We start from the raw sequence: 18,349 nt of genomic DNA on the forward strand, positions 1-18,349 counted from the left end.
GGCGCCGCGTCGCGCCGTCCGAGCCCCTCACATCACACCTGGATGCCTGTCGATCCTAGGATCAGAGCTGGCCGCCGACGAAGACGGTCAGGTCGACGAGGCGGTTGGAGTAACCCCACTCGTTGTCGTACCAGCCGAGGATCTTCACCGAGTTGCCCTCCTGGACCATGGTCAGGGAGGAGTCGAAGGTGCAGGACGACGGGTCTCCGACGATGTCCGAGGACACGATCGGGTCCTCGGTGTAGGTCAGGAAGCCCTTGAGGTCGCCGTCGTCGGACGCCTTCTTGAACGCGGCGTTGACCTCGTCCTTGGTGACCTCGCGCTGAAGGGTCACGACGAGGTCGGTGGCGGAGCCGGTCGGGACCGGGACGCGCATCGCGATGCCGTCGAGCTTGCCCTTGAGCTGCGGGAGGACCAGGGCGGTCGCCTTGGCGGCGCCCGTCGTGGTCGGGATGATGTTCTCGGCGGCGGCGCGGGCGCGACGCAGGTCCGAGTGCGGGAAGTCCAGGATGCGCTGGTCGTTCGTGTACGCGTGGACCGTCGTCATCAGGCCCTTGACGATGCCGAAGTTCTCGTCGAGAACCTTGGCCATCGGCGCCACACAGTTGGTGGTGCAGGAGGCGTTGGAGATGACGTGGTGGTTGGCCGCGTCGTACTTGTCCTGGTTGACGCCCATCACGATGGTGATGTCCTCGTCCTTGGCCGGAGCCGAGATGAGGACCTTCTTGGCGCCACCGGCGATGTGCTTCTCGGCGTCGGCCTTCTTGGTGAAGATGCCGGTCGACTCGATGACGATGTCGACGCCCAGCTGACCCCAGGGGATGTCGGCCGGGTTGCGCTCGGAGAGCACCTTGATGGTGTGACCGTCGACGGTGATGGTGTCGGCGGTGTGGCTGACCTCTGCCTTGAGACGACCCAGAATGGTGTCGTACTTCAGCAGGTGAGCCGTGGTCGCAGTGTCACCCAGGTCGTTGACAGCCACGATCTCGATGTCCGCACCCTGCTCCAGCAGCGCGCGGAAGTAGTTACGACCGATGCGGCCAAAGCCGTTGATGCCTACGCGGATCGTCACGAACCGATCTCCTCGTTAGGAACGCCGGTTTCGATGCCGGCGAGTTTTATAGGGATGTCCCCGACCGCCTCCGACCCTACCTCTCCGAAGGCTCCGGAGTGACATCGAGAGCGGTGGTGCGGAAAGGGATCCCCTTACTCCCGAGTAGGAGCAAGGGATTCCGGTCGATGGAACCAGCGGGGCCGGCCGCCGCACCACCCGGTCACCAAGCGTCAACACCCGGTGTGGCCGGGCCTCTTGCGGCGCGAGGGCAGCCGCCGCCCTCTTGTCACCGGGAGTCACTGATGTCGGCTCAGTTGTCCCGGTTCCACCGACCAGGGGGCGTCGGCAATGGTTTCCGCGGATCATTTTCCGCCAAACGCCGGGGGCACCCCGCAAGCCCCACGCTCAATTGTGCGGAGCAGTACTCAATCGCTGAAATTGGCAGGCCGACGGCACACTTCCGGGGGACGCGGACAGTGGAACTGATGAGTTCGCCCGCTCAATCGTGCGGGGCGACGCTCGGAAAACCATTGCAGAAAAAGCTCTACGTCCCATACGGAAGACTCCCGCCCCGGCCAGGGAAAATATTGCCGGCCGCGGCCTCCAGGCGCCCGGCACCCCGCTTCCTGCCGCCGGAAGGCGTCAGGGCCCCGGCCGCGCCCGAGAGGGCGGCCGGGGCCCTGACGCGGCTGTCAGCCCACGAGGCCGTCGGCCAGCTCCTCGCTGAGGGTCGATTCCGTGCCGGGGATACCGAGGTCCTGGGCCCGCTTGTCGGCCATGGCCAGCAGGCGCCTGATCCGGCCCGCGACCGCGTCCTTGGTCAGCGGCGGGTCGGCGAGCGCTCCCAGCTCCTCCAGCGAGGCCTGCTTGTGCTCCATGCGCAGCCGTCCGGCCGCCGCGAGGTGCTCCGGGACCTCCTCGCCCAGGATCTCCAGCGCGCGCCCCACGCGGGCGCCCGCGGCGACCGCGGCACGGGCGGAGCGGCGGAGATTGGCGTCGTCGAAGTTGGCGAGCCGGTTGGCCGTGGCGCGGACCTCGCGCCGCATCCGGCGCTCCTCCCAGGCGAGCACCGCGTCATGGGCTCCCAGGCGGGTCAGCAGCGCGCCGATCGCGTCCCCGTCACGGACGACGACACGGTCCACCCCCCGCACCTCGCGCGCCTTGGCGGCGATGGAGAGCCTGCGGGCCGCGCCCACCAGGGCCAGGGCGGCCTCCGGGCCGGGGCAGGTCACCTCCAGCGAGGAGGAGCGGCCCGGCTCGGTGAGCGAACCGTGGGCCAGGAAGGCTCCCCGCCAGGCGGCCTCCGCGTCGCAGGTGGCCCCCGAGACCACCTGCGGGGGGAGGCCCCGGATGGGACGGCCGCGGCCGTCCACCAGGCCGGTCTGGCGGGCCAGCTGGTCGCCGCCCGCCACCACGCGTACGACGAAGCGCGAACCGCGCCGCAGTCCGCCGGGGGCCATCACGATCAGCTCCGAGCTGTGCCCGAAGATCTCCAGGATGTCCCGCTTCAGCCGGCGCGCCGCGCTCCCCGTGTCCAGCTCGGCCTCGATCACGATCCGGCCGCTCACCAGGTGCAGCCCGCCCGCGAACCGGAGAATCGCCGAGACCTCTGCCTTTCTGCAGCAGGTCCGGGTCACGGGAAGCCGAGAGATTTCGTCCTTCACCGCTGGCGTCATCGCCATGGGCCGATCCTTCCATGCATCCGAAAAATACGGTCGTACGCGGCGGCCAACAGCTCCGGATCATGAATCGGAACGCCGTCGGGTGAGGCCACGGGGGCCAGCTCGACCGCGGCTCCGAGCCGCTGTGCGGCGTCGGCGAGGGACTCGCGGTCGGGCACGGCGGCCTCGTCGGCCAGCACCACGTCCATGGCGAGTTTAGGGGCGTGTCGTCCCAAAACCTCCAAATGACGCTGCGGTGAGAACCCTTCTGTTTCACCGGGCTGTGGTGCGAGGTTCAGCGAGAGGACCTTACGGGCCTTCGTGGTCACCAGTGCGTCGAGCAGCTCCGGGACCAGCAGATGCGGAATCACGGAGGAAAACCAGGACCCTGGGCCCAGAACCACCCAATCGGCGTCCAGAACGGCGGCGACCGCCTCGGGAACCGCGGGCGGATCGGCCGGTACGAGGTGGACCGACTGCACCTCCCCCGGGGTCAGCGCCACCGTCGCCTGTCCGCGCACGGTGACCGTCTCGTCGGGGCGCTCCGGGTCGTGCCCCCGTACGAGGGCCTGGAGCTCCAGGGGGACGGCGGACATCGGCAGCACCCTGCCGTGCGCTCCGAGCAGCTTGCCGACCAGGTCGAGGGCCTGGACATGGTCGCCCAGCTGCTCCCAGAGGGCGACGATGAGCAGGTTGCCCACCGCGTGCTCGTGCAGATCGCCCTTGGACTCGAAGCGGTGCTGGATGACCTGGGCCCAGGTCTGGCCCCACTCGTCGTCCCCGCAGAGCGCGGCGAGCGCCTTGCGCAGGTCGCCCGGCGGGAGGACGCCGAGCTCCTCGCGGAGCCGGCCGCTGGAACCGCCGTCGTCGGCGACGGTCACGACGGCGGTGAGATCGCCGGTGATCCGGCGCAGCGCCGTGAGCGAGGCCGAGAGGCCCATGCCGCCGCCGAGGGCGACGACCTTGGGCTGTGCGCCGCGCTTACGGCCGGAGAGCGCGGCCGTGGCCCTGCTCAGCCTGCGCTGACGCGGATTGCGACTGGTCACTCGCGCCCCATGTCCCGGTGGACGAGGACGGTCTCGATCCCTTCGGTGGCCAGCCGGGCGGCCAGCTTCTCGGACATCGCCACGGAGCGGTGCTTGCCGCCCGTGCACCCCACGGCGATGGTCACGTAACGCTTGCCCTCGCGGCGGTAACCGGCGGCGATGAGCTGGAGCAGCTCGGTGTACTGGTTGAGGAATTCCTTGGCGCCCGGCTGGTCGAAGACGTAGTCGGACACCTCCTCGTTGAGCCCGGTGAAGGGGCGGAGCTCCGGGACCCAGTGCGGGTTCGGCAGGAAGCGGCAGTCGACGACGAGGTCGGCGTCGACCGGCAGCCCGTACTTGTAGCCGAACGACATCACCGTCGCCCGCAGCTCCGGCTCCTCGTCGCCGGCGAACTGCGCGTCCATCTTGGCCCGCAGCTCGTGCACGTTGAGGCTGGACGTGTCGATGACGAGGTCGGCGTCGCCGCGCAGCTCACGCAGCAGGTCACGCTCGGCCGCGATGCCGTCGACGATGCGGCCGTCGCCCTGGAGCGGGTGCGGACGGCGGACCGATTCGAAACGGCGTACGAGCGCGTCGTCGGAGGACTCCAGGAAGACGATCCGCCGGGTGACGTGCTTGGCCTCCAGGTCCGCGAGGGACTCCCGGAGATTGTCGAAGAAGCGGCGGCCCCGTACGTCGACGACGACGGCGATGCGGGCGACGTTGCCCTGGGACCGGGCGCCGAGCTCCACCATCGTGGGGATCAGCGCGGGCGGCAGGTTGTCGACGACGAACCAGCCGAGGTCCTCCAGACACTTGGCGGCGGTGCTGCGCCCGGCGCCCGACATGCCGGAGATGATCACCAGCTCGGGGATGGCGGGCGTGGTGGCCTCGGCCTTCTCCGCGGTGCTTCCCGTACTCATGTGTGCTGCTCCGTCTGCTCGGCCGCGTTCGTTCTGCTGTTCATACGCGTGGTCGGTCATGTCCTGCTGCCCCCGTCGTCCTCTTCAATGATCTCTCCAGTGGCGGTGTTCACGGCGGGTGCCGCCGGGGCGGCCGCGGCGAAGGCGGCGGCCACCGATTCCGCGGTCCTGCGCCCTATCCCCGGCACTCCGCAGATCTCGTCGATTGTCGCCTGCCGCAGCTTCTTGACGGAGCCGAAGTGCTTGATCAGCGCCTGCTTGCGGGTCTCGCCGAGGCCCGGGACGTCGTCCAGGGGGCTGCTGCGGATGCGCTTGGCCCGCTTGGCCCGCTGGTAGGTGATGGCGAAGCGGTGGGCCTCGTCCCGGATGCGCTGGAGGAGATAGAGCCCCTCGCTGGAGCGGGGCAGGACCACCGGATCGTCGTCATCGGGCAGCCAGACCTCTTCGAGGCGCTTCGCGAGACCGCAGACGGCGATGTCGTCGATGCCCAGCTCGTCGAGCGCGCGCTTGGCGGCGGCCACCTGTGGCCGGCCTCCGTCGACGACGACGAGCTGGGGCGGGTAGGCGAAGCGCTTGGGGCGGCCGTCGTCCTCGCGGGGCTCCTCGCGGACGAGGGCCGGGTCCTGCGCTTCGGGCGCGACCGCACCGGACACCGGCTCACCGGGCGCCGGCTGACCGGGCACGGGACCGCCGGGCGCGAGCTCCGCGGGTGCGGGGACGGGGCCGGTGGGCGCCGGGGTCTCCTCCCACTCCCCCGTCCGCTCCTTCTCCTGCAGGTAGCGCCTGAAGCGGCGGCCGATGACCTCGTGCATCGACCGGACGTCGTCCTGGCCCTCGAAGCCCTTGATCTGGAAGCGGCGGTATTCGCTCTTGCGTGCGAGGCCGTCCTCGAAGACCACCATCGACGCGACCACGTCGTCGCCCTGGAGGTGCGAGATGTCGAAGCACTCGACGCGCAGCGGAGCGGTCCCCAGCCCGAGCGCCTCGGCGATCTCCTCCAGGGCACGCGAGCGCGTCGTGAGGTCGGAGGCGCGCTTGGTCTTGTGCAGCCCCAGCGCCTGCTGGGCGTTGCGCTGGACCGTGCCCATCAGGTCCTTCTTGTCGCCCCGCTGCGGGATGCGCAGGCTGACCTGGGACCCCCTGCGGCCCGCGAGCCACTCGGACACCGCGTCGGGGTCCTCGGGGAGCGCGGGGACCAGCACCTCCTTGGGGACGGAGTCGCCCGACTCCTCCCCGTAGAGCTGCTGGAGCGCGTGCTCGACCAGGCCCGCCGTGTTGACGGCCTCGACCTTGTCGGTGACCCAGCCGCGCTGCCCCCGCACTCGTCCGCCGCGGACGTGGAAGATCTGGACCGCCGCTTCGAGCTCGTCCTCGGCGACGGCGATCAGGTCGGCGTCGGTGGCGTCGGCGAGGACGACGGCGCTCTTCTCCATGGCCCTCTTCAGCGCCCCGGCGTCGTCGCGCAGCCGGGCCGCACGCTCGTACTCCATCTCCTCGGCCGCCTGCATCATGTCCTTCTCGAGGCGGCGGATGTACGTCCCTGTGCGGCCTGCCATGAAGTCGCAGAAGTCCTCGGCCAGATCCCGGTGCTCCTCGGGGGTGACGCGCCCGACGCACGGGGCTGAGCACTTGCCGATGTAGCCGAGGAGACAGGGGCGTCCGGTCCGCTCGGCGTTCTTGAAGACACCGGCGGAGCAGGTGCGCACGGGGAAGACCCGGAGCATCAGGTCGACGGTCTCGCGGATGGCCCACGCGTGCCCGTACGGACCGAAGTAGCGCACGCCCTTCTTCTTCGCGCCGCGCATGACCTGGACGCGGGGGAATTCCTCGTTGAGCGTGACCGCGAGGTAGGGATAGCTCTTGTCGTCGCGGTACTTGACGTTGAACCGGGGATCGAACTCCTTGATCCAGGAGTACTCCAGCTGGAGCGCCTCGACCTCGGTGGAGACCACGGTCCATTCCACGGAGGCAGCCGTGGTGACCATCGTGCGGGTACGCGGGTGCAGACCGGCCAGGTCCTGGAAGTAGTTGGCCAGGCGCTGGCGCAGGTTCTTCGCCTTGCCGACGTAGATGACCCGGCGGTGCTCGTCGCGGAACTTGTAGACCCCCGGGGAGTCGGGGATCTGTCCCGGCTTGGGGCGGTAGCTGGAGGGGTCTGCCATGTCTCATACCCTACTTGCGGGCGGTGACAGAGCGGCATTTCCGAGGTCCCGGGTGCCCGGGACAGGCGGCCCTGTCAGGCTTCGGGGCCCGCGACGAGCTTTCCGCCCTCGACTTTCAGCGGGACGGAGGGCAGCGGCACGGTGGCTGGGCCCTGCACCGCCTTGCCCGTGGTCATGTCGAAGCGGCTGCCGTGGCAGGGGCAGTTGCCCTCGTTGCCCTCGACCTTGTCCAGGAGGCAGCCGGCGTGGGTGCACTGCGCGCTGAAGGCCTTGTACTCCCCGGCGGCCTGGCAGCTCACGACGACCCGCTGCTCCCGGTAGAGCTTCGCCCCGCCGACCGGGACCTCGTCGGCGGCACCGAGCTCGACGGGCGCGGTGGGCGTGGGCGTCTGCGCGTGGCCGAGCTTCGACTCGGTCGAACAGGCCGCCGCTCCCAGCCCGGCGGCACCGGCGAGAGCGGCGCCCTTCAGAACGGTACGGCGGGCGGCGGGCAGGCCGGGCATGCGGTCTCCACTGGTCGGGGGGACAGAGAGCCGCCGTCACCGTCCGGGGCACCGGGTGCCACGGACTCCGGGCACGGGCCGCACCTGAAGGCATGGGCGACAGACCCGACGATACCGGCGGAGAACGCCGGCCCTTCGACCGGCCCCGGAGAGCGCGGGCGGACGGAGAAGCCGTCGTGCGGGGTGACTGCCCGGAGAGGGCGGGCCCCAGGTGCGGGGCGCGCTCTCTCCGGCCGGTGTCAGGACTTCCGCGCGCGGGCGGTCTTCTTGGGCGCGGGCTTGTCGGCCGCCGCCTTTCCCGCCGTCCTGGCCGTGGCGGTCCTGCGGGCCGTGGCCGTCTTCGCGGCGACGGCCTTCTTCGCGGGCGCCTTACGGGCCTTACGGGCCGCCGGCACCGCTGCCTCACCGATCCGGCCCGCGCCCAGGATCTCCTGGAGGAACTTCCCGGTGTGGCTGGCCGGTACCGAGGCGATGTGCTCCGGGGTGCCCTCGGCGACGACCAGACCACCGCCGCTGCCGCCCTCGGGGCCCATGTCGACGACCCAGTCTGCGGTCTTGACGACATCGAGGTTGTGCTCGATGACGATCACCGTGTTGCCCTTGTCGACCAGGCCCGAGAGGACGGAGATGAGCTTGCTGATGTCCTCGAAGTGCAGACCGGTCGTCGGCTCGTCCAGGACGTAGACCGTACGGCCGGTGGAGCGCTTCTGCAGCTCGCTCGCCAGCTTCACCCGCTGGGCCTCACCGCCGGAGAGCGTCGGCGCGGACTGGCCGAGCCGGACGTAGCCGAGGCCGACCTCGTTGAGCGTGCGGAGGTGGCGGGCGATCGTCGGGACGGCCTCGAAGAATTCCAGGCCCTCCTCGATCGGCATGTCCAGCACCTCGGCGATGGACTTGCCCTTGTAGTGAACCTCCAGGGTCTCCCGGTTGTAGCGCGCGCCGTGGCAGACCTCGCACGGGACGTACACATCGGGCAGGAAGTTCATCTCGATCTTGATCGTGCCGTCGCCGGAGCAGTTCTCGCAGCGGCCGCCCTTGACGTTGAAGGAGAAGCGGCCCGGCAGATAGCCGCGCACCTTCGCCTCCATCGTCTCGGCGAACAGCCGGCGCACATGGTCGAAGACTCCGGTGTACGTCGCCGGGTTGGACCGGGGTGTGCGCCCGATGGGCGACTGGTCGACGTGGACGACCTTGTCGACGAGGTCGTCGCCGTCGACCCGGGTGTGCCGCCCGGGGACCGACTTGGCGCCGTTGAGCTCGCGCGCGAGGTGGGTGTAGAGGATGTCGTTGACCAGGGTCGACTTCCCCGAACCGGAGACGCCGGTGACCGCGGTGAGCACACCGAGCGGGAAGGAGACGTCGATGTCCTGGAGGTTGTTCTCCCGGGCGCCGTGCACCGTGAGGCGGCGCTTCGGGTCGACGGGACGCCGGATCTCCGGCATCTCGATCTCCCTCTTGCCCGACAGGTACTGGCCGGTGATCGACTCCTTGTTGGCCAGCAGCTCCTTGAGCGAGCCGGAGTGGACGACCTTGCCGCCGTGCTCGCCCGCGCCGGGACCGATGTCCACGACCCAGTCGGCGACCTTGATGGTGTCCTCGTCGTGCTCGACGACGATGAGCGTGTTGCCCATGTCCCGCAGCCGGACCAGGGTCTCGATCAGCCGGTGGTTGTCGCGCTGGTGCAGGCCGATGGACGGCTCGTCCAGCACGTACAGCACGCCGACGAGCCCCGAGCCGATCTGGGTGGCGAGCCGGATGCGCTGGGCCTCGCCGCCGGACAGGGTGCCGGCTGCGCGGTTCAGCGAGAGGTAGTCGAGGCCGACGTCGACGAGGAACCTCAGCCGCTCGTTGACCTCCTTGAGGACCCGCTCGGCGATCTTCTTGTCACGGGCGTTCAGCTTGAGGCGGCCCAGGAACTCGGCACACTCGCTGATCGACATCGCGGCGACCTCGGCGATGGACTTCTCCATCACCGTCACCGCGAGGACCAGCGGCTTGAGCCGGGTGCCCTCACAGGTCGGGCAGGCCACCTCGCGCATGTAGCCCTCGAAGCGCTCCCGGCTGGAGTCGCTCTCGGCCTCGGAGTGACGCCGCTTGACGTACTGGACGGCACCTTCGAAGCGGGGGGTGGTGTAGGCGCGCTCGCGCCCGTACCTGTTGCGGTAGCGGACCTCGGTCTGGATCTTGTGGCCGTGGAGCAGAGCCTTCTTGGCGCGCTGCGGCAGTCCGGCCCAGGGGATGTCCGTGCGGAATCCGAGGGCGTCGGCCAGCGCGGTGATCTGGCGCCCGAAGTACTCCTTGGTGTGGCCGTGCGACCAGGGGTGGATCGCACCCTCGTCCAGGGACTTGTCCTCGTCCGGGACGATCAGCTCCGGGTCGACCTCCATCCGCGTGCCGATGCCCGTGCAGTCGGGGCAGGCGCCGAAGGGGGAGTTGAAGGAGAAGGAGCGGGGCTCCAGCTCCTCGAAGGAGAGGTCGTCGTACGGGCAGTAGAGGTGCTCGGAGTACATCCGCTCACGCTCGGGGTCGTCCGCCTCGAGGTCGACGAAGTCGAGCACGACCATGCCGCCGGAGAGGCCGAGCGCGGTCTCGACCGAGTCGGTCAGCCGGCGCTTGGCGCTGTCCTTCACCGTGAGGCGGTCGATGACCACCTCGATGGTGTGCTTCTCCTGCTTCTTCAGCGTGGGCGGCTCGGACAGCTGGATCGTCTCGCCGTCGACCCGGGCCCTGCTGTAGCCCTTGGTCTGGAGGTCGGCGAAGAGGTCGACGAACTCCCCCTTGCGCTCGCGCACCAGCGGGGAGAGCACCTGGAAGCGGCTGCCCTCGGGCAGGCCGAGCACCTTGTCCACGATGGCCTGCGGCGACTGGCGCGCGATGGGCCTTCCGCACTCGGGGCAGTGCGGCTTGCCGATCCTGGCGAAGAGCAGCCGGAGGTAGTCGTAGACCTCGGTGATGGTGCCGACCGTCGAGCGCGGGTTGCGCGAGGTCGACTTCTGGTCGATGGAGACGGCGGGCGAGAGGCCTTCGATGAAGTCCACGTCCGGCTTGTCCATCTGGCCGAGGAACTGCCGGGCGTACGAGGAGAGGGACTCCACGTAGCGCCGCTGGCCCTCGGCGAAGATCGTGTCGAACGCGAGCGACGACTTGCCCGATCCGGAGAGCCCGGTGAAGACGATGAGGGAGTCACGGGGGAGATCGAGCGAGACGTTCTTCAGGTTGTGCTCGCGCGCGCCACGGACGATGAGACGGTCGGCCACGCCGGTCCGCACCTTTCTGGAGAGAAGTGGGGGAACTGAGCCCCTGTCCCAGGGTATGGGGGGCGCCACAGCGATGTACGAAGCTTTCGACTCCGAGCGTATAGCACGCGCATTCGATTTACGGTCGACCGAAGACTCCATCACCCGAATGAGTGGCGGGGTCTACGCTCGCTCCATGACTGATCATGCGCGCGACCTGGAAGCTGTACGTGAAGCGACCGATCGGCTGCTCAGCGCCACGGGCAAGATTGACGACGGCGCCGTTGCCGAGCCGTCGCGTCTGCCGGGCTGGAGCCGCGGCCATGTTCTTGCCCACCTGTCACGTAACGCCGACGCCCTCGTAAATGTTCTCCGAGGGCGCCCGATGTACGCGAACAGCGAAACCCGGGACGCCGACATCGAACGCGATGCCCCTCGCCCGCTGGCCGGACACCTCGCTGACCTGCGTACGAGCGGAGCAGCCTTCCTCGTCGCCGCCGAGGCGCCGGCCGACTGGTCGCGCACGGTCACGATGCGCAACGGTGTGACGGAATCGGCCTCCCGGATTCCCTTCCGCCGCTGGACCGAGGTCGAGCTGCACCACGTCGACCTGGGGGTGGGATACGAGCTGGAGGATCTGCCGGAGGAGTTCGTGATCCGGGAGAACGACTTCCTGGCGGAACGTTTCGCCGGCCATCCCGATGTCGTCCCCACGACGGCCGTCGCCCCCGACGGCCGGCTGTGGACCACGGGCGGCGGCGCCGACGGCGCTCCGGTCACCGTCCGGGGCACGGCCTCAGGCATCCTCGGGTGGCTCTGCGGCCGCCGTGACGGCTCCGCACTCACCGTGGAAGGCGGCAGCCTTCCCGCGCTGCCGCCGCTATAGGCTGCGTCACATGACGTACAGCGGAACGGTCAAGGTCGGCGGAGCTGCGGATGTGCACGAGCTGACGGATCTGATGATCTCCAAGGTCGCCGTCGGACCGATGAACAACAACGCGTATCTGCTGCGCTGCCGGGCCACCGGCGAGCAGCTCCTGATCGACGCGGCCGCCGAGGCCGGGACACTGCTGCGGCTGATCGGCGAGGACGGCATCGCGTCCGTCGTCACGACGCACCGGCACGGCGACCACTGGCAGGCGCTCGGCGAGGTGGTGGCGGCCACCGGAGCGCGGACGTACGCCGGGAGGCACGACGCCGAGGGCATCCCCGTCCCGACCGACGAGCTCGTGGAGGACAACGGCACGATCCGGGTGGGCCGGGTCTCGCTGACCGCGAGGCATCTGACCGGTCACACCCCGGGGTCCATCGCCCTGGTGTACGACGACCCGCACGGCGCCCCGCACGTGTTCACCGGGGACTGCCTCTTCCCCGGCGGCGTAGGCAATACGCACAAGGATCCGGAGGCGTTCGCGAGCCTGCTGCACGACGTGGAGACGAAGCTCTTCGACCGGCTCCCGGACGAGACGTGGGTCTACCCGGGCCACGGTCACGACACCACGCTCGGTGCCGAGCGCCCGCATCTGCCGGAGTGGCGCGAGCGCGGCTGGTGAACCGCCGAACGCCGGACGGCCGGGTGCCCCTCGTGGGGCCCCGGCCGTCGGTGTGTCCGTAGGCGCTACTTCTCCGCGCCGACGTTCTCGCTGTCGTCCTTCTCCTCGGCCTCCCGTGCCGCCTGCTTCTTGTTGGCGATCAGGCTGGTGACCGTGGTGACCACCAGGACGAGGCAGATGAAGGAGAGGGAGAACGGGATGGAGATCTCCGGGACGTGCACCCCGGACTCGTGCAGGGCGTGCAGCACCAGCTTTACGCCGATGAACCCGAGGATCACCGAGAGCCCGTAACTGAGGTGGACCAGCTTCTTCAGCAGACCACCGATGAGGAAGTACAGCTGACGCAGGCCCATCAGGGCGAAGGCGTTCGCGGTGAAGACGATGTACGGGTCCTGGGTCAGACCGAAGATCGCCGGGATCGAGTCCAGTGCGAACAGCACATCGGTGGTGCCGATGGCGAGCATGACCACCATCAGGGGGGTCATGACGCGCTTGCCGTTGTTCCGGATGAAGAGCTTCGTCCCGTGGTACTTGTCGGCGACACCGAAACGGTGCTCGATCGACTTCAGGAGGCGGTTCTCCTCCCAGTCGTCCTCGTCCTCGTCGGCCCGCGCCTCCTGGATCAGCTTCCAGGCGGTGTAGATCAGGAACGCGCCGAAGATATAGAAGATCCACGAGAAGTTCGCGATGACCGCGGCACCGGCTGCGATGAAGATCGCACGCAGCACCAGGGCGATCAGCACACCGATCAGCAGCACCCGCTGCTGGAGATGGCTGGGCACCGAGAACTTCGCCATGATCAGGACGAAGACGAAGAGGTTGTCGACACTGAGCGACTTCTCGGTGATGAAGCCGGCGAAGAATTCGCCCGAGGCCTGGCTCTCGCCGAAGACCAGCAGCCCGAGCCCGAAGAGGGCGGCCAGGGCGATCCAGACGATGGTCCAGATCCCGGCTTCCTTGGTCGACACGTCATGGGGCTTGCGCCCGATGAAGAAGTCGACGGAGATGAGGGCGACGAGACCGAGAATGGTCAGCGTCCAAAGAGTCCATGAAACGTCCACTGCGCCTCCGGCAGTTCGCTACGGCTATAGATCAGCGTCGTCGCTGCCGGAGGTCTCTTCCACCCGGGAGCGCGGGATGCGCGCCGGGCCGACGCCCCGGGACCGGTCACAGTCCGTACTGACGGGAACGCCGCGATCGGGAGTACTCCCCTCCGCACCAAGAACAGTACATGAAGCACCAAGAAACGGTAAAGTCCGTGCCAAGTGGCGATCAAAACGCCAGGTCAGAGGCTATGTGCCGGGAATTGACCTACCGTCATCCGCGGCTCAGCGGTGACCGCTTCGCCGCGCCGCGGCCACCAGCGCGAGCACCTGTTCCAGTACACGGCTGCCCTGCGGCGCCCTCAGCGGCTCGTACGTCCACGCGTGGCCCACCCAGGGGTCGGCGAGGTGGTCGTCGGCCACGGGGGTGATCCTCAGCAGGGAACGCCACAGCGGGTCGAGCACCGGGCCGTAGGCGCGGGCGTCCTCGCGGTCGGCCACCATCAGCAGGTGCACGCCCACCGAAGGCCCCTCGTCGGCCAGATAGCGCAGCTGGGTGACGGCCCTGTCGTCGAAGCCGTGCGGGAAGTCGTTGACGATCAGCAGGTGCTCCCCCGTGTCGAGGTCCGGGGGCAGCGCGTCCGCCGCGCCTGCCCTGATCGCCATCTGCACCAGATCGACGCGCCGGGTGAGGTGGGCGAGGACCGAGGACACGCCTTCCGCTCCCGCTGCGGGCGGCCCGGCGAGAACCCCGGAGGCGACCAGAGGGGAGAGCGGGCCCACGGCGGAACCGGCAGGGTCGATCACGTGTACGGAGAATTCGTCCGCCGGGTAGACGGCGAGCAGCCGCGCGGCCAGGGCGACCGCGGTCTCCATGGCCAGGGTGCGCAGTTGGTCCCCGGTCGTCGCGGCAGCCGCCTCGGAGGCCGTACGGCCGCTGTCGACCCAGATCCCGCGCTCCAGTGGCAGCCGCACCAGCAGCGGGATGCGCAGGCCGATGCCCTCGGGCAGATGGAGGTCGCCGATGCGAAGGGCCATCGGGATCTCCATCGGGACGCGGTAGCCGTGCCAGACGGGATTGCCCCAGCCCGCGTAGGCGGCGGGGAGGGCCGGTTCGACGACGGCGGACTCGGCGGCGAGCTGGGCGAGATCGCGCTCGAGCGCCTCGCGCGCCCGGCCGGTGAGTTCGTCGTGCTTGGCCCGGGCCTCCTCGCGGGCCCGGTCGCCGGCACCGCCGATGCGGCTGCGCGGGTCGGAGAGCGTCCGGTCGAGCTCCTGGTCCATCCGGGACTCGGCGAAGTCGACGGCGCTCCGGTAGGCGGCGACGGCGCGGGCCAGGTCCTCGAACATGCCCCAGATCTGGTTGTAGAGACGCTCGTCCATGGACCAGCCGGTGGCGTCGCCGGCGACGGGCTGCGCGGGCTGTCCCGGGGCGGCGGGCGGGGGCGGCGGGGGCGGCGCCGAGGTCTGTCGCCGCGGGTGCGCGTAGTTGACGGGACCGCCGGGTGCGTCTGTGTGCGGGGGCGCGGGCTCTGCCGACGGCTCGGGGATCCGCGCCGAGGCGGGCGGCCTGCCGCCGCCCCCGGTGGTCGCGGGGCCCGCCGGGTGGCGTACGCGCTCGCCTTCGGGGGCACGGGGCGGCGGGGGCACGGAGCGGGCGAGCCCGGAGGCGACCGCCTCCTGGATGGAGGCGGCCAGCTCCGCCGCCTCGGCCACCCCCTGGTCGGCGAGCATCTCGGCGAGCCCCGCGGCATAGCCCTGGCCGACGGCGCGGACCTTCCAGACCCCCTGGCGGCGGTAGAGCTCCAGTGCCGACACGGCGGACTCGGTGTCCAGGCCGGTGAGGGTGAACGTGGCGATCTCGGTGCCGTCGAGTCCGGTGACGGCGACGAAGGGGGCGGCCACCGCACCGAATCTGCCCGGCCGCCCGGCTCCGAGGGGCAGGGCGAGGAGCACGGTGACGCGGTGCACCGAGTCGGGCAGGGCATCCAGGTCCACGGCCAGCCGGTGGTCGGCCGCCGCCTGCCGGGACACCTCGAGTCCGGGTACCCGGTGCGACGCGGGGTGGGCGATCCACTCGGCGCCCCGGACGGTGCCCCGCTCGTCCCCGAGCGTGGCCCCGGCCACGACGGGTGAGCCCGCCGACACCCTGATCTCCAGACGGGTCTGGGGCAAGGTGTGGTTCTGCCCCCGGACCAGCTCGGCCGTCATCGCCCTGTCCCCTCGACGTTCGGTGTGGTGCCCTGCCATGGGCGCAGCTCCCGGCGGCGGGTGCCTCCGGGAGCTGCTCGTACGGATCGGCGGGCCGGGTGCCGCCCGTGCCCTGCCGCGTCTACAGGTGCGGCAGGATCGCCGGCATCAGGTCCTGGAACGTGCGGCCGTTGGCCGGGTTGCCGAGGGCGGTCATCTGCCATCCGCTGCCCGCGCGGTGCACCTTCGCCATGATCTGTGCCGTGTACTGGCCGCCGCCGTCCAGCGTGTAGCGGGCGAGCTCCTGGCCGTTGGTCTCGTCGACGATGCGGCAGAAGGCGTTCTGCACCTCCTGGAACGTCTGGCCGGTGAACGAGTTCACCGTGAAGACGATCTGGTCGATGTGGACCGGGACCCGCTGCAGGTCGACGAGGATCGCCTCGTCGTCGCCGCCCGAGCCGGCTCCGCCGACCAGGTTGTCGCCGGTGTGCTTGACCGAACCGTCGTCGCTGACGAGGTGGCGGAAGAACACGACGTCCACGGGCTGCTTGTCGGCGAAGAGCACCGCCGAGGCGTCCAGGTCGATCTCACGGGTACGCGAGCCGAACAGCCCTCGGCGCGGGGCCGCCTGCCAGCCGAGCCCCATCCGTACCGCGGTCAGGGTCCCCCCGTCGCTCTTCTGCAGGCTGATGGCCTGGCCCTTGGTCATGTTGACCGTCACGCGCTGTCCCCTCTCCGCTTGCCCCGCAACCGTCGGTGTGCGGTTTCCGAGCACCCTACGCAGTCCCCGCAGGCGGGAAGAGTCGCGGGCCGTTTTTGTGTCGGTCCTGCAACACTGCGGGCCCCACGGGGTCAGGCCAGCCCCGCCTCCCTCATCTGACGCAGCTCCTTCTTCAGCTCCCCCACCTCGTCACGCAGCCGTGCGGCCACCTCGAACTGCAGGTCGGCGGCGGCCGCACGCATGCGGTCCGTCATCTCCTCGATGATCCCCGCGAGCTCGGTGGCGGGCCGGTCGGTGACCACCGCGCCGTCCTTCTTCGCCCTGCCCCCGGCGGCCGCCTTGCCGCCCAGCGAGGGGACGGGGGCCTTGGTGTCCTTGGCCTGGCGGTAGCCGGTGCCGAGGAGCTGCTCGGTGTCGACCTCCTCGCGGGCGATGGACGCGACGATGTCGTTGATCTTCTTGCGGAGCGGCTGCGGGTCGACCCCACGCTCGGTGTTGTAGGCGATCTGCTTCTCGCGGCGGCGGTTGGTCTCGTCGATGGCCTGCGCCATCGCCGGGGTGACCTTGTCGGCGTACATATGGACCTGCCCCGAGACGTTACGGGCGGCACGGCCGATGGTCTGGATCAGGGACGTGCCGGAGCGCAGGAAGCCCTGCTTGTCGGCGTCGAGGATGGCCACGAGCGACACCTCGGGCAGGTCGAGGCCCTCACGCAGGAGGTTGATGCCGACCAGGACGTCGTACTCACCGGAGCGCAGCTCGCGCAGCAGCTCGATCCGGCGCAGCGTGTCGACGTCGCTGTGGAGGTAGCGGACCTGGATGCCCAGCTCCAGGAAGTAGTCCGTGAGGTCCTCGGACATCTTCTTGGTGAGGGTGGTGACCAGGACGCGCTCGTCCTTCTCGGTCCGCATGCGGATCTCGTGGACCAGGTCGTCGATCTGGCCCTCGGTGGGCTTGACGACGACCTCCGGGTCGACGAGCCCGGTGGGCCGGATGATCTGCTCGACGAAGCCGTCGCCCCGGGACATCTCGTACTTCCCGGGGGTGGCGGAGAGGTAGACCGTCTGGTCGATACGGCCCAGGAACTCCTCCCACTTCAGCGGACGGTTGTCCAGGGCGGAGGGCAGCCGGAAGCCGTGGTCGACGAGGGTCCGCTTACGGGAGGCGTCGCCCTCGTACATCGCGCCGATCTGCGGCACGGTGACGTGCGACTCGTCCAGGACGAGGAGGAAGTCCTCGGGGAAGTAGTCGAGGAGGGTGTTGGGGGCGGTGCCGGGAGAGCGGCCGTCGAAGTGCATCGAGTAGTTCTCGACACCGGAGCAGGTGCCGATCTGCCGGAGCATCTCGATGTCGTACGTGGTGCGCATGCGCAGCCGCTGGGCCTCCAGCATCTTGCCCTGCTTCTCCAGCTCGGCGAGGCGGACCTCCAGCTCCTGCTCGATGCCGCTGACCGCCTTCTCCATGCGCTCGGGGCCCGCCACGTAGTGGCTGGCGGGGAAGACGTGGAGCGAGGCGTCCTCGCTGATGACCTCGCCGGTCAGGGGGTGGAGGGTCGAGAGTGCCTCGATCTCGTCGCCGAACATCTCGATGCGGACGGCGAGCTCCTCGTACACCGGGAAGATCTCGATGGTGTCGCCGCGGACGCGGAAGGTGCCGCGGGTGAACGCGAGGTCGTTGCGCGTGTACTGGATCTCGACGAAGCGGCGCAGCAGCTGGTCACGGTCGATCTCGTCGCCGACCTTGAGCTGGACCATCCGGTCCACGTACTCCTGCGGGGTGCCCAGGCCGTAGATGCAGGAGACGGAGGCGACCACGACGACGTCGCGCCGGGTGAGCAGCGAATTCGTGGCGGAGTGGCGCAGACGCTCGACCTCCTCGTTGATCGAGGAGTCCTTCTCGATGTAGGTGTCCGACTGCGGGACGTACGCCTCGGGCTGGTAGTAGTCGTAGTACGAGACGAAGTACTCCACGGCGTTGTTCGGGAGGAGCTCGCGGAACTCGTTGGCCAGCTGGGCGGCCAGCGTCTTGTTCGGTGCCATCACCAGAGTGGGGCGCTGAAGCTTCTCGATCATCCAGGCGGTCGTCGCCGACTTGCCCGTGCCGGTCGCGCCGAGCAGGACGACGTCCTTCTCACCTGCGCGGACACGCCGGTCCAGCTCGGCGATCGCCGCCGGCTGGTCACCGCTGGGCTGGTAGGGACTGACGACCTCGAAAGGCGCCACCGAACGTTCGATCTTCGAGACTGGCCGCATGCAACCACCGTACGACCCCCCACTGA

The 18,349-nt window shown here is 69.7% G+C and carries 13 protein-coding genes; 2 read left to right on the forward strand and 11 right to left on the reverse strand.

Translation table 11 applies throughout. The features are described from left to right. Window positions 1-61: 61 nt before the first annotated feature. The 7 genes from gap to uvrA form a co-directional block, all read right to left on the reverse strand. Window positions 62-1,072: a type I glyceraldehyde-3-phosphate dehydrogenase gene (gene gap / locus OG379_RS09965; protein ID WP_104789935.1), complete on the reverse strand. Its 1,011-nt coding sequence runs from the start codon at window positions 1,070-1,072 to the stop codon at window positions 62-64. A gap of 674 nt (window positions 1,073-1,746) precedes the next feature. Continuing rightward, window positions 1,747-2,736 carry a DNA-binding protein WhiA gene (gene whiA, locus OG379_RS09970; protein ID WP_104789934.1) on the reverse strand — a complete coding sequence of 330 codons (990 nt, stop codon included), beginning with the start codon at window positions 2,734-2,736 and terminating at the stop codon, window positions 1,747-1,749. After that, the gene (gene yvcK / locus OG379_RS09975) at window positions 2,727-3,761 is read right to left on the reverse strand and encodes a uridine diphosphate-N-acetylglucosamine-binding protein YvcK (RefSeq protein ID WP_393755364.1); all 1,035 of its coding nucleotides are present in this window, start codon (window positions 3,759-3,761) and stop codon (window positions 2,727-2,729) included. Before yvcK ends, whiA begins: the two co-directional genes overlap by 10 nt. After that, on the reverse strand, window positions 3,758-4,663 hold the full coding sequence (gene rapZ / locus OG379_RS09980) for an RNase adapter RapZ (RefSeq protein ID WP_393755366.1): 906 nt from the start codon (window positions 4,661-4,663) through the stop codon (window positions 3,758-3,760). Before rapZ ends, yvcK begins: the two co-directional genes overlap by 4 nt. A gap of 56 nt (window positions 4,664-4,719) precedes the next feature. Further along, window positions 4,720-6,825, reverse strand: coding sequence for an excinuclease ABC subunit UvrC (gene uvrC, locus OG379_RS09985; protein WP_405661303.1), 2,106 nt, complete (start codon window positions 6,823-6,825; stop codon window positions 4,720-4,722). 74 nt (window positions 6,826-6,899) lie between these two features. Further along, window positions 6,900-7,328 (reverse strand): Rieske (2Fe-2S) protein, encoded by a 429-nt coding sequence (locus OG379_RS09990; protein ID WP_393755370.1) that lies wholly within the window; start codon window positions 7,326-7,328, stop codon window positions 6,900-6,902. Between the two features lie 239 nt (window positions 7,329-7,567). Beyond that, the gene (uvrA, locus tag OG379_RS09995) at window positions 7,568-10,585 is read right to left on the reverse strand and encodes an excinuclease ABC subunit UvrA (RefSeq protein ID WP_405661307.1); all 3,018 of its coding nucleotides are present in this window, start codon (window positions 10,583-10,585) and stop codon (window positions 7,568-7,570) included. 175 nt (window positions 10,586-10,760) lie between these two features. Here uvrA and OG379_RS10000 point away from each other — a divergent pair, with 175 nt between their 5' ends. Together OG379_RS10000 and OG379_RS10005 are read left to right on the forward strand one after the other, a co-directional pair. Further along, the gene (locus OG379_RS10000) at window positions 10,761-11,450 is read left to right on the forward strand and encodes a maleylpyruvate isomerase family mycothiol-dependent enzyme (RefSeq protein WP_405661310.1); all 690 of its coding nucleotides are present in this window, start codon (window positions 10,761-10,763) and stop codon (window positions 11,448-11,450) included. Window positions 11,451-11,460: 10 nt separating this feature from the next. Then, window positions 11,461-12,117, forward strand: coding sequence for an MBL fold metallo-hydrolase (locus tag OG379_RS10005; RefSeq protein ID WP_405661312.1), 657 nt, complete (start codon window positions 11,461-11,463; stop codon window positions 12,115-12,117). Window positions 12,118-12,182: 65 nt separating this feature from the next. On the opposite strand, the gene OG379_RS10010 is transcribed toward OG379_RS10005, so the two are convergent. The 4 genes from OG379_RS10010 to uvrB form a co-directional block, all read right to left on the reverse strand. Continuing rightward, the gene (locus OG379_RS10010; RefSeq protein WP_405661315.1) at window positions 12,183-13,178 is read right to left on the reverse strand and encodes a TerC family protein; all 996 of its coding nucleotides are present in this window, start codon (window positions 13,176-13,178) and stop codon (window positions 12,183-12,185) included. A gap of 267 nt (window positions 13,179-13,445) precedes the next feature. Next, window positions 13,446-15,371, reverse strand: a complete 1,926-nt coding sequence (locus OG379_RS10015) for a TerD family protein (RefSeq protein ID WP_405661317.1) — start codon at window positions 15,369-15,371, stop codon at window positions 13,446-13,448. 121 nt (window positions 15,372-15,492) lie between these two features. Further along, a complete protein-coding gene (locus tag OG379_RS10020) occupies window positions 15,493-16,071 on the reverse strand; it encodes a TerD family protein (protein WP_104789925.1) in 579 nt (192 codons plus the stop codon). A gap of 131 nt (window positions 16,072-16,202) precedes the next feature. Beyond that, window positions 16,203-18,323 carry an excinuclease ABC subunit UvrB gene (gene uvrB, locus OG379_RS10025; RefSeq protein ID WP_393755383.1) on the reverse strand — a complete coding sequence of 707 codons (2,121 nt, stop codon included), beginning with the start codon at window positions 18,321-18,323 and terminating at the stop codon, window positions 16,203-16,205. Window positions 18,324-18,349: the final 26 nt, after the last annotated feature.

Origin of the sequence: Streptomyces sp. NBC_01166 (assembly GCF_045039765.1) — a bacterium.
In the GTDB taxonomy this organism is placed as follows: domain Bacteria; phylum Actinomycetota; class Actinomycetes; order Streptomycetales; family Streptomycetaceae; genus Streptomyces.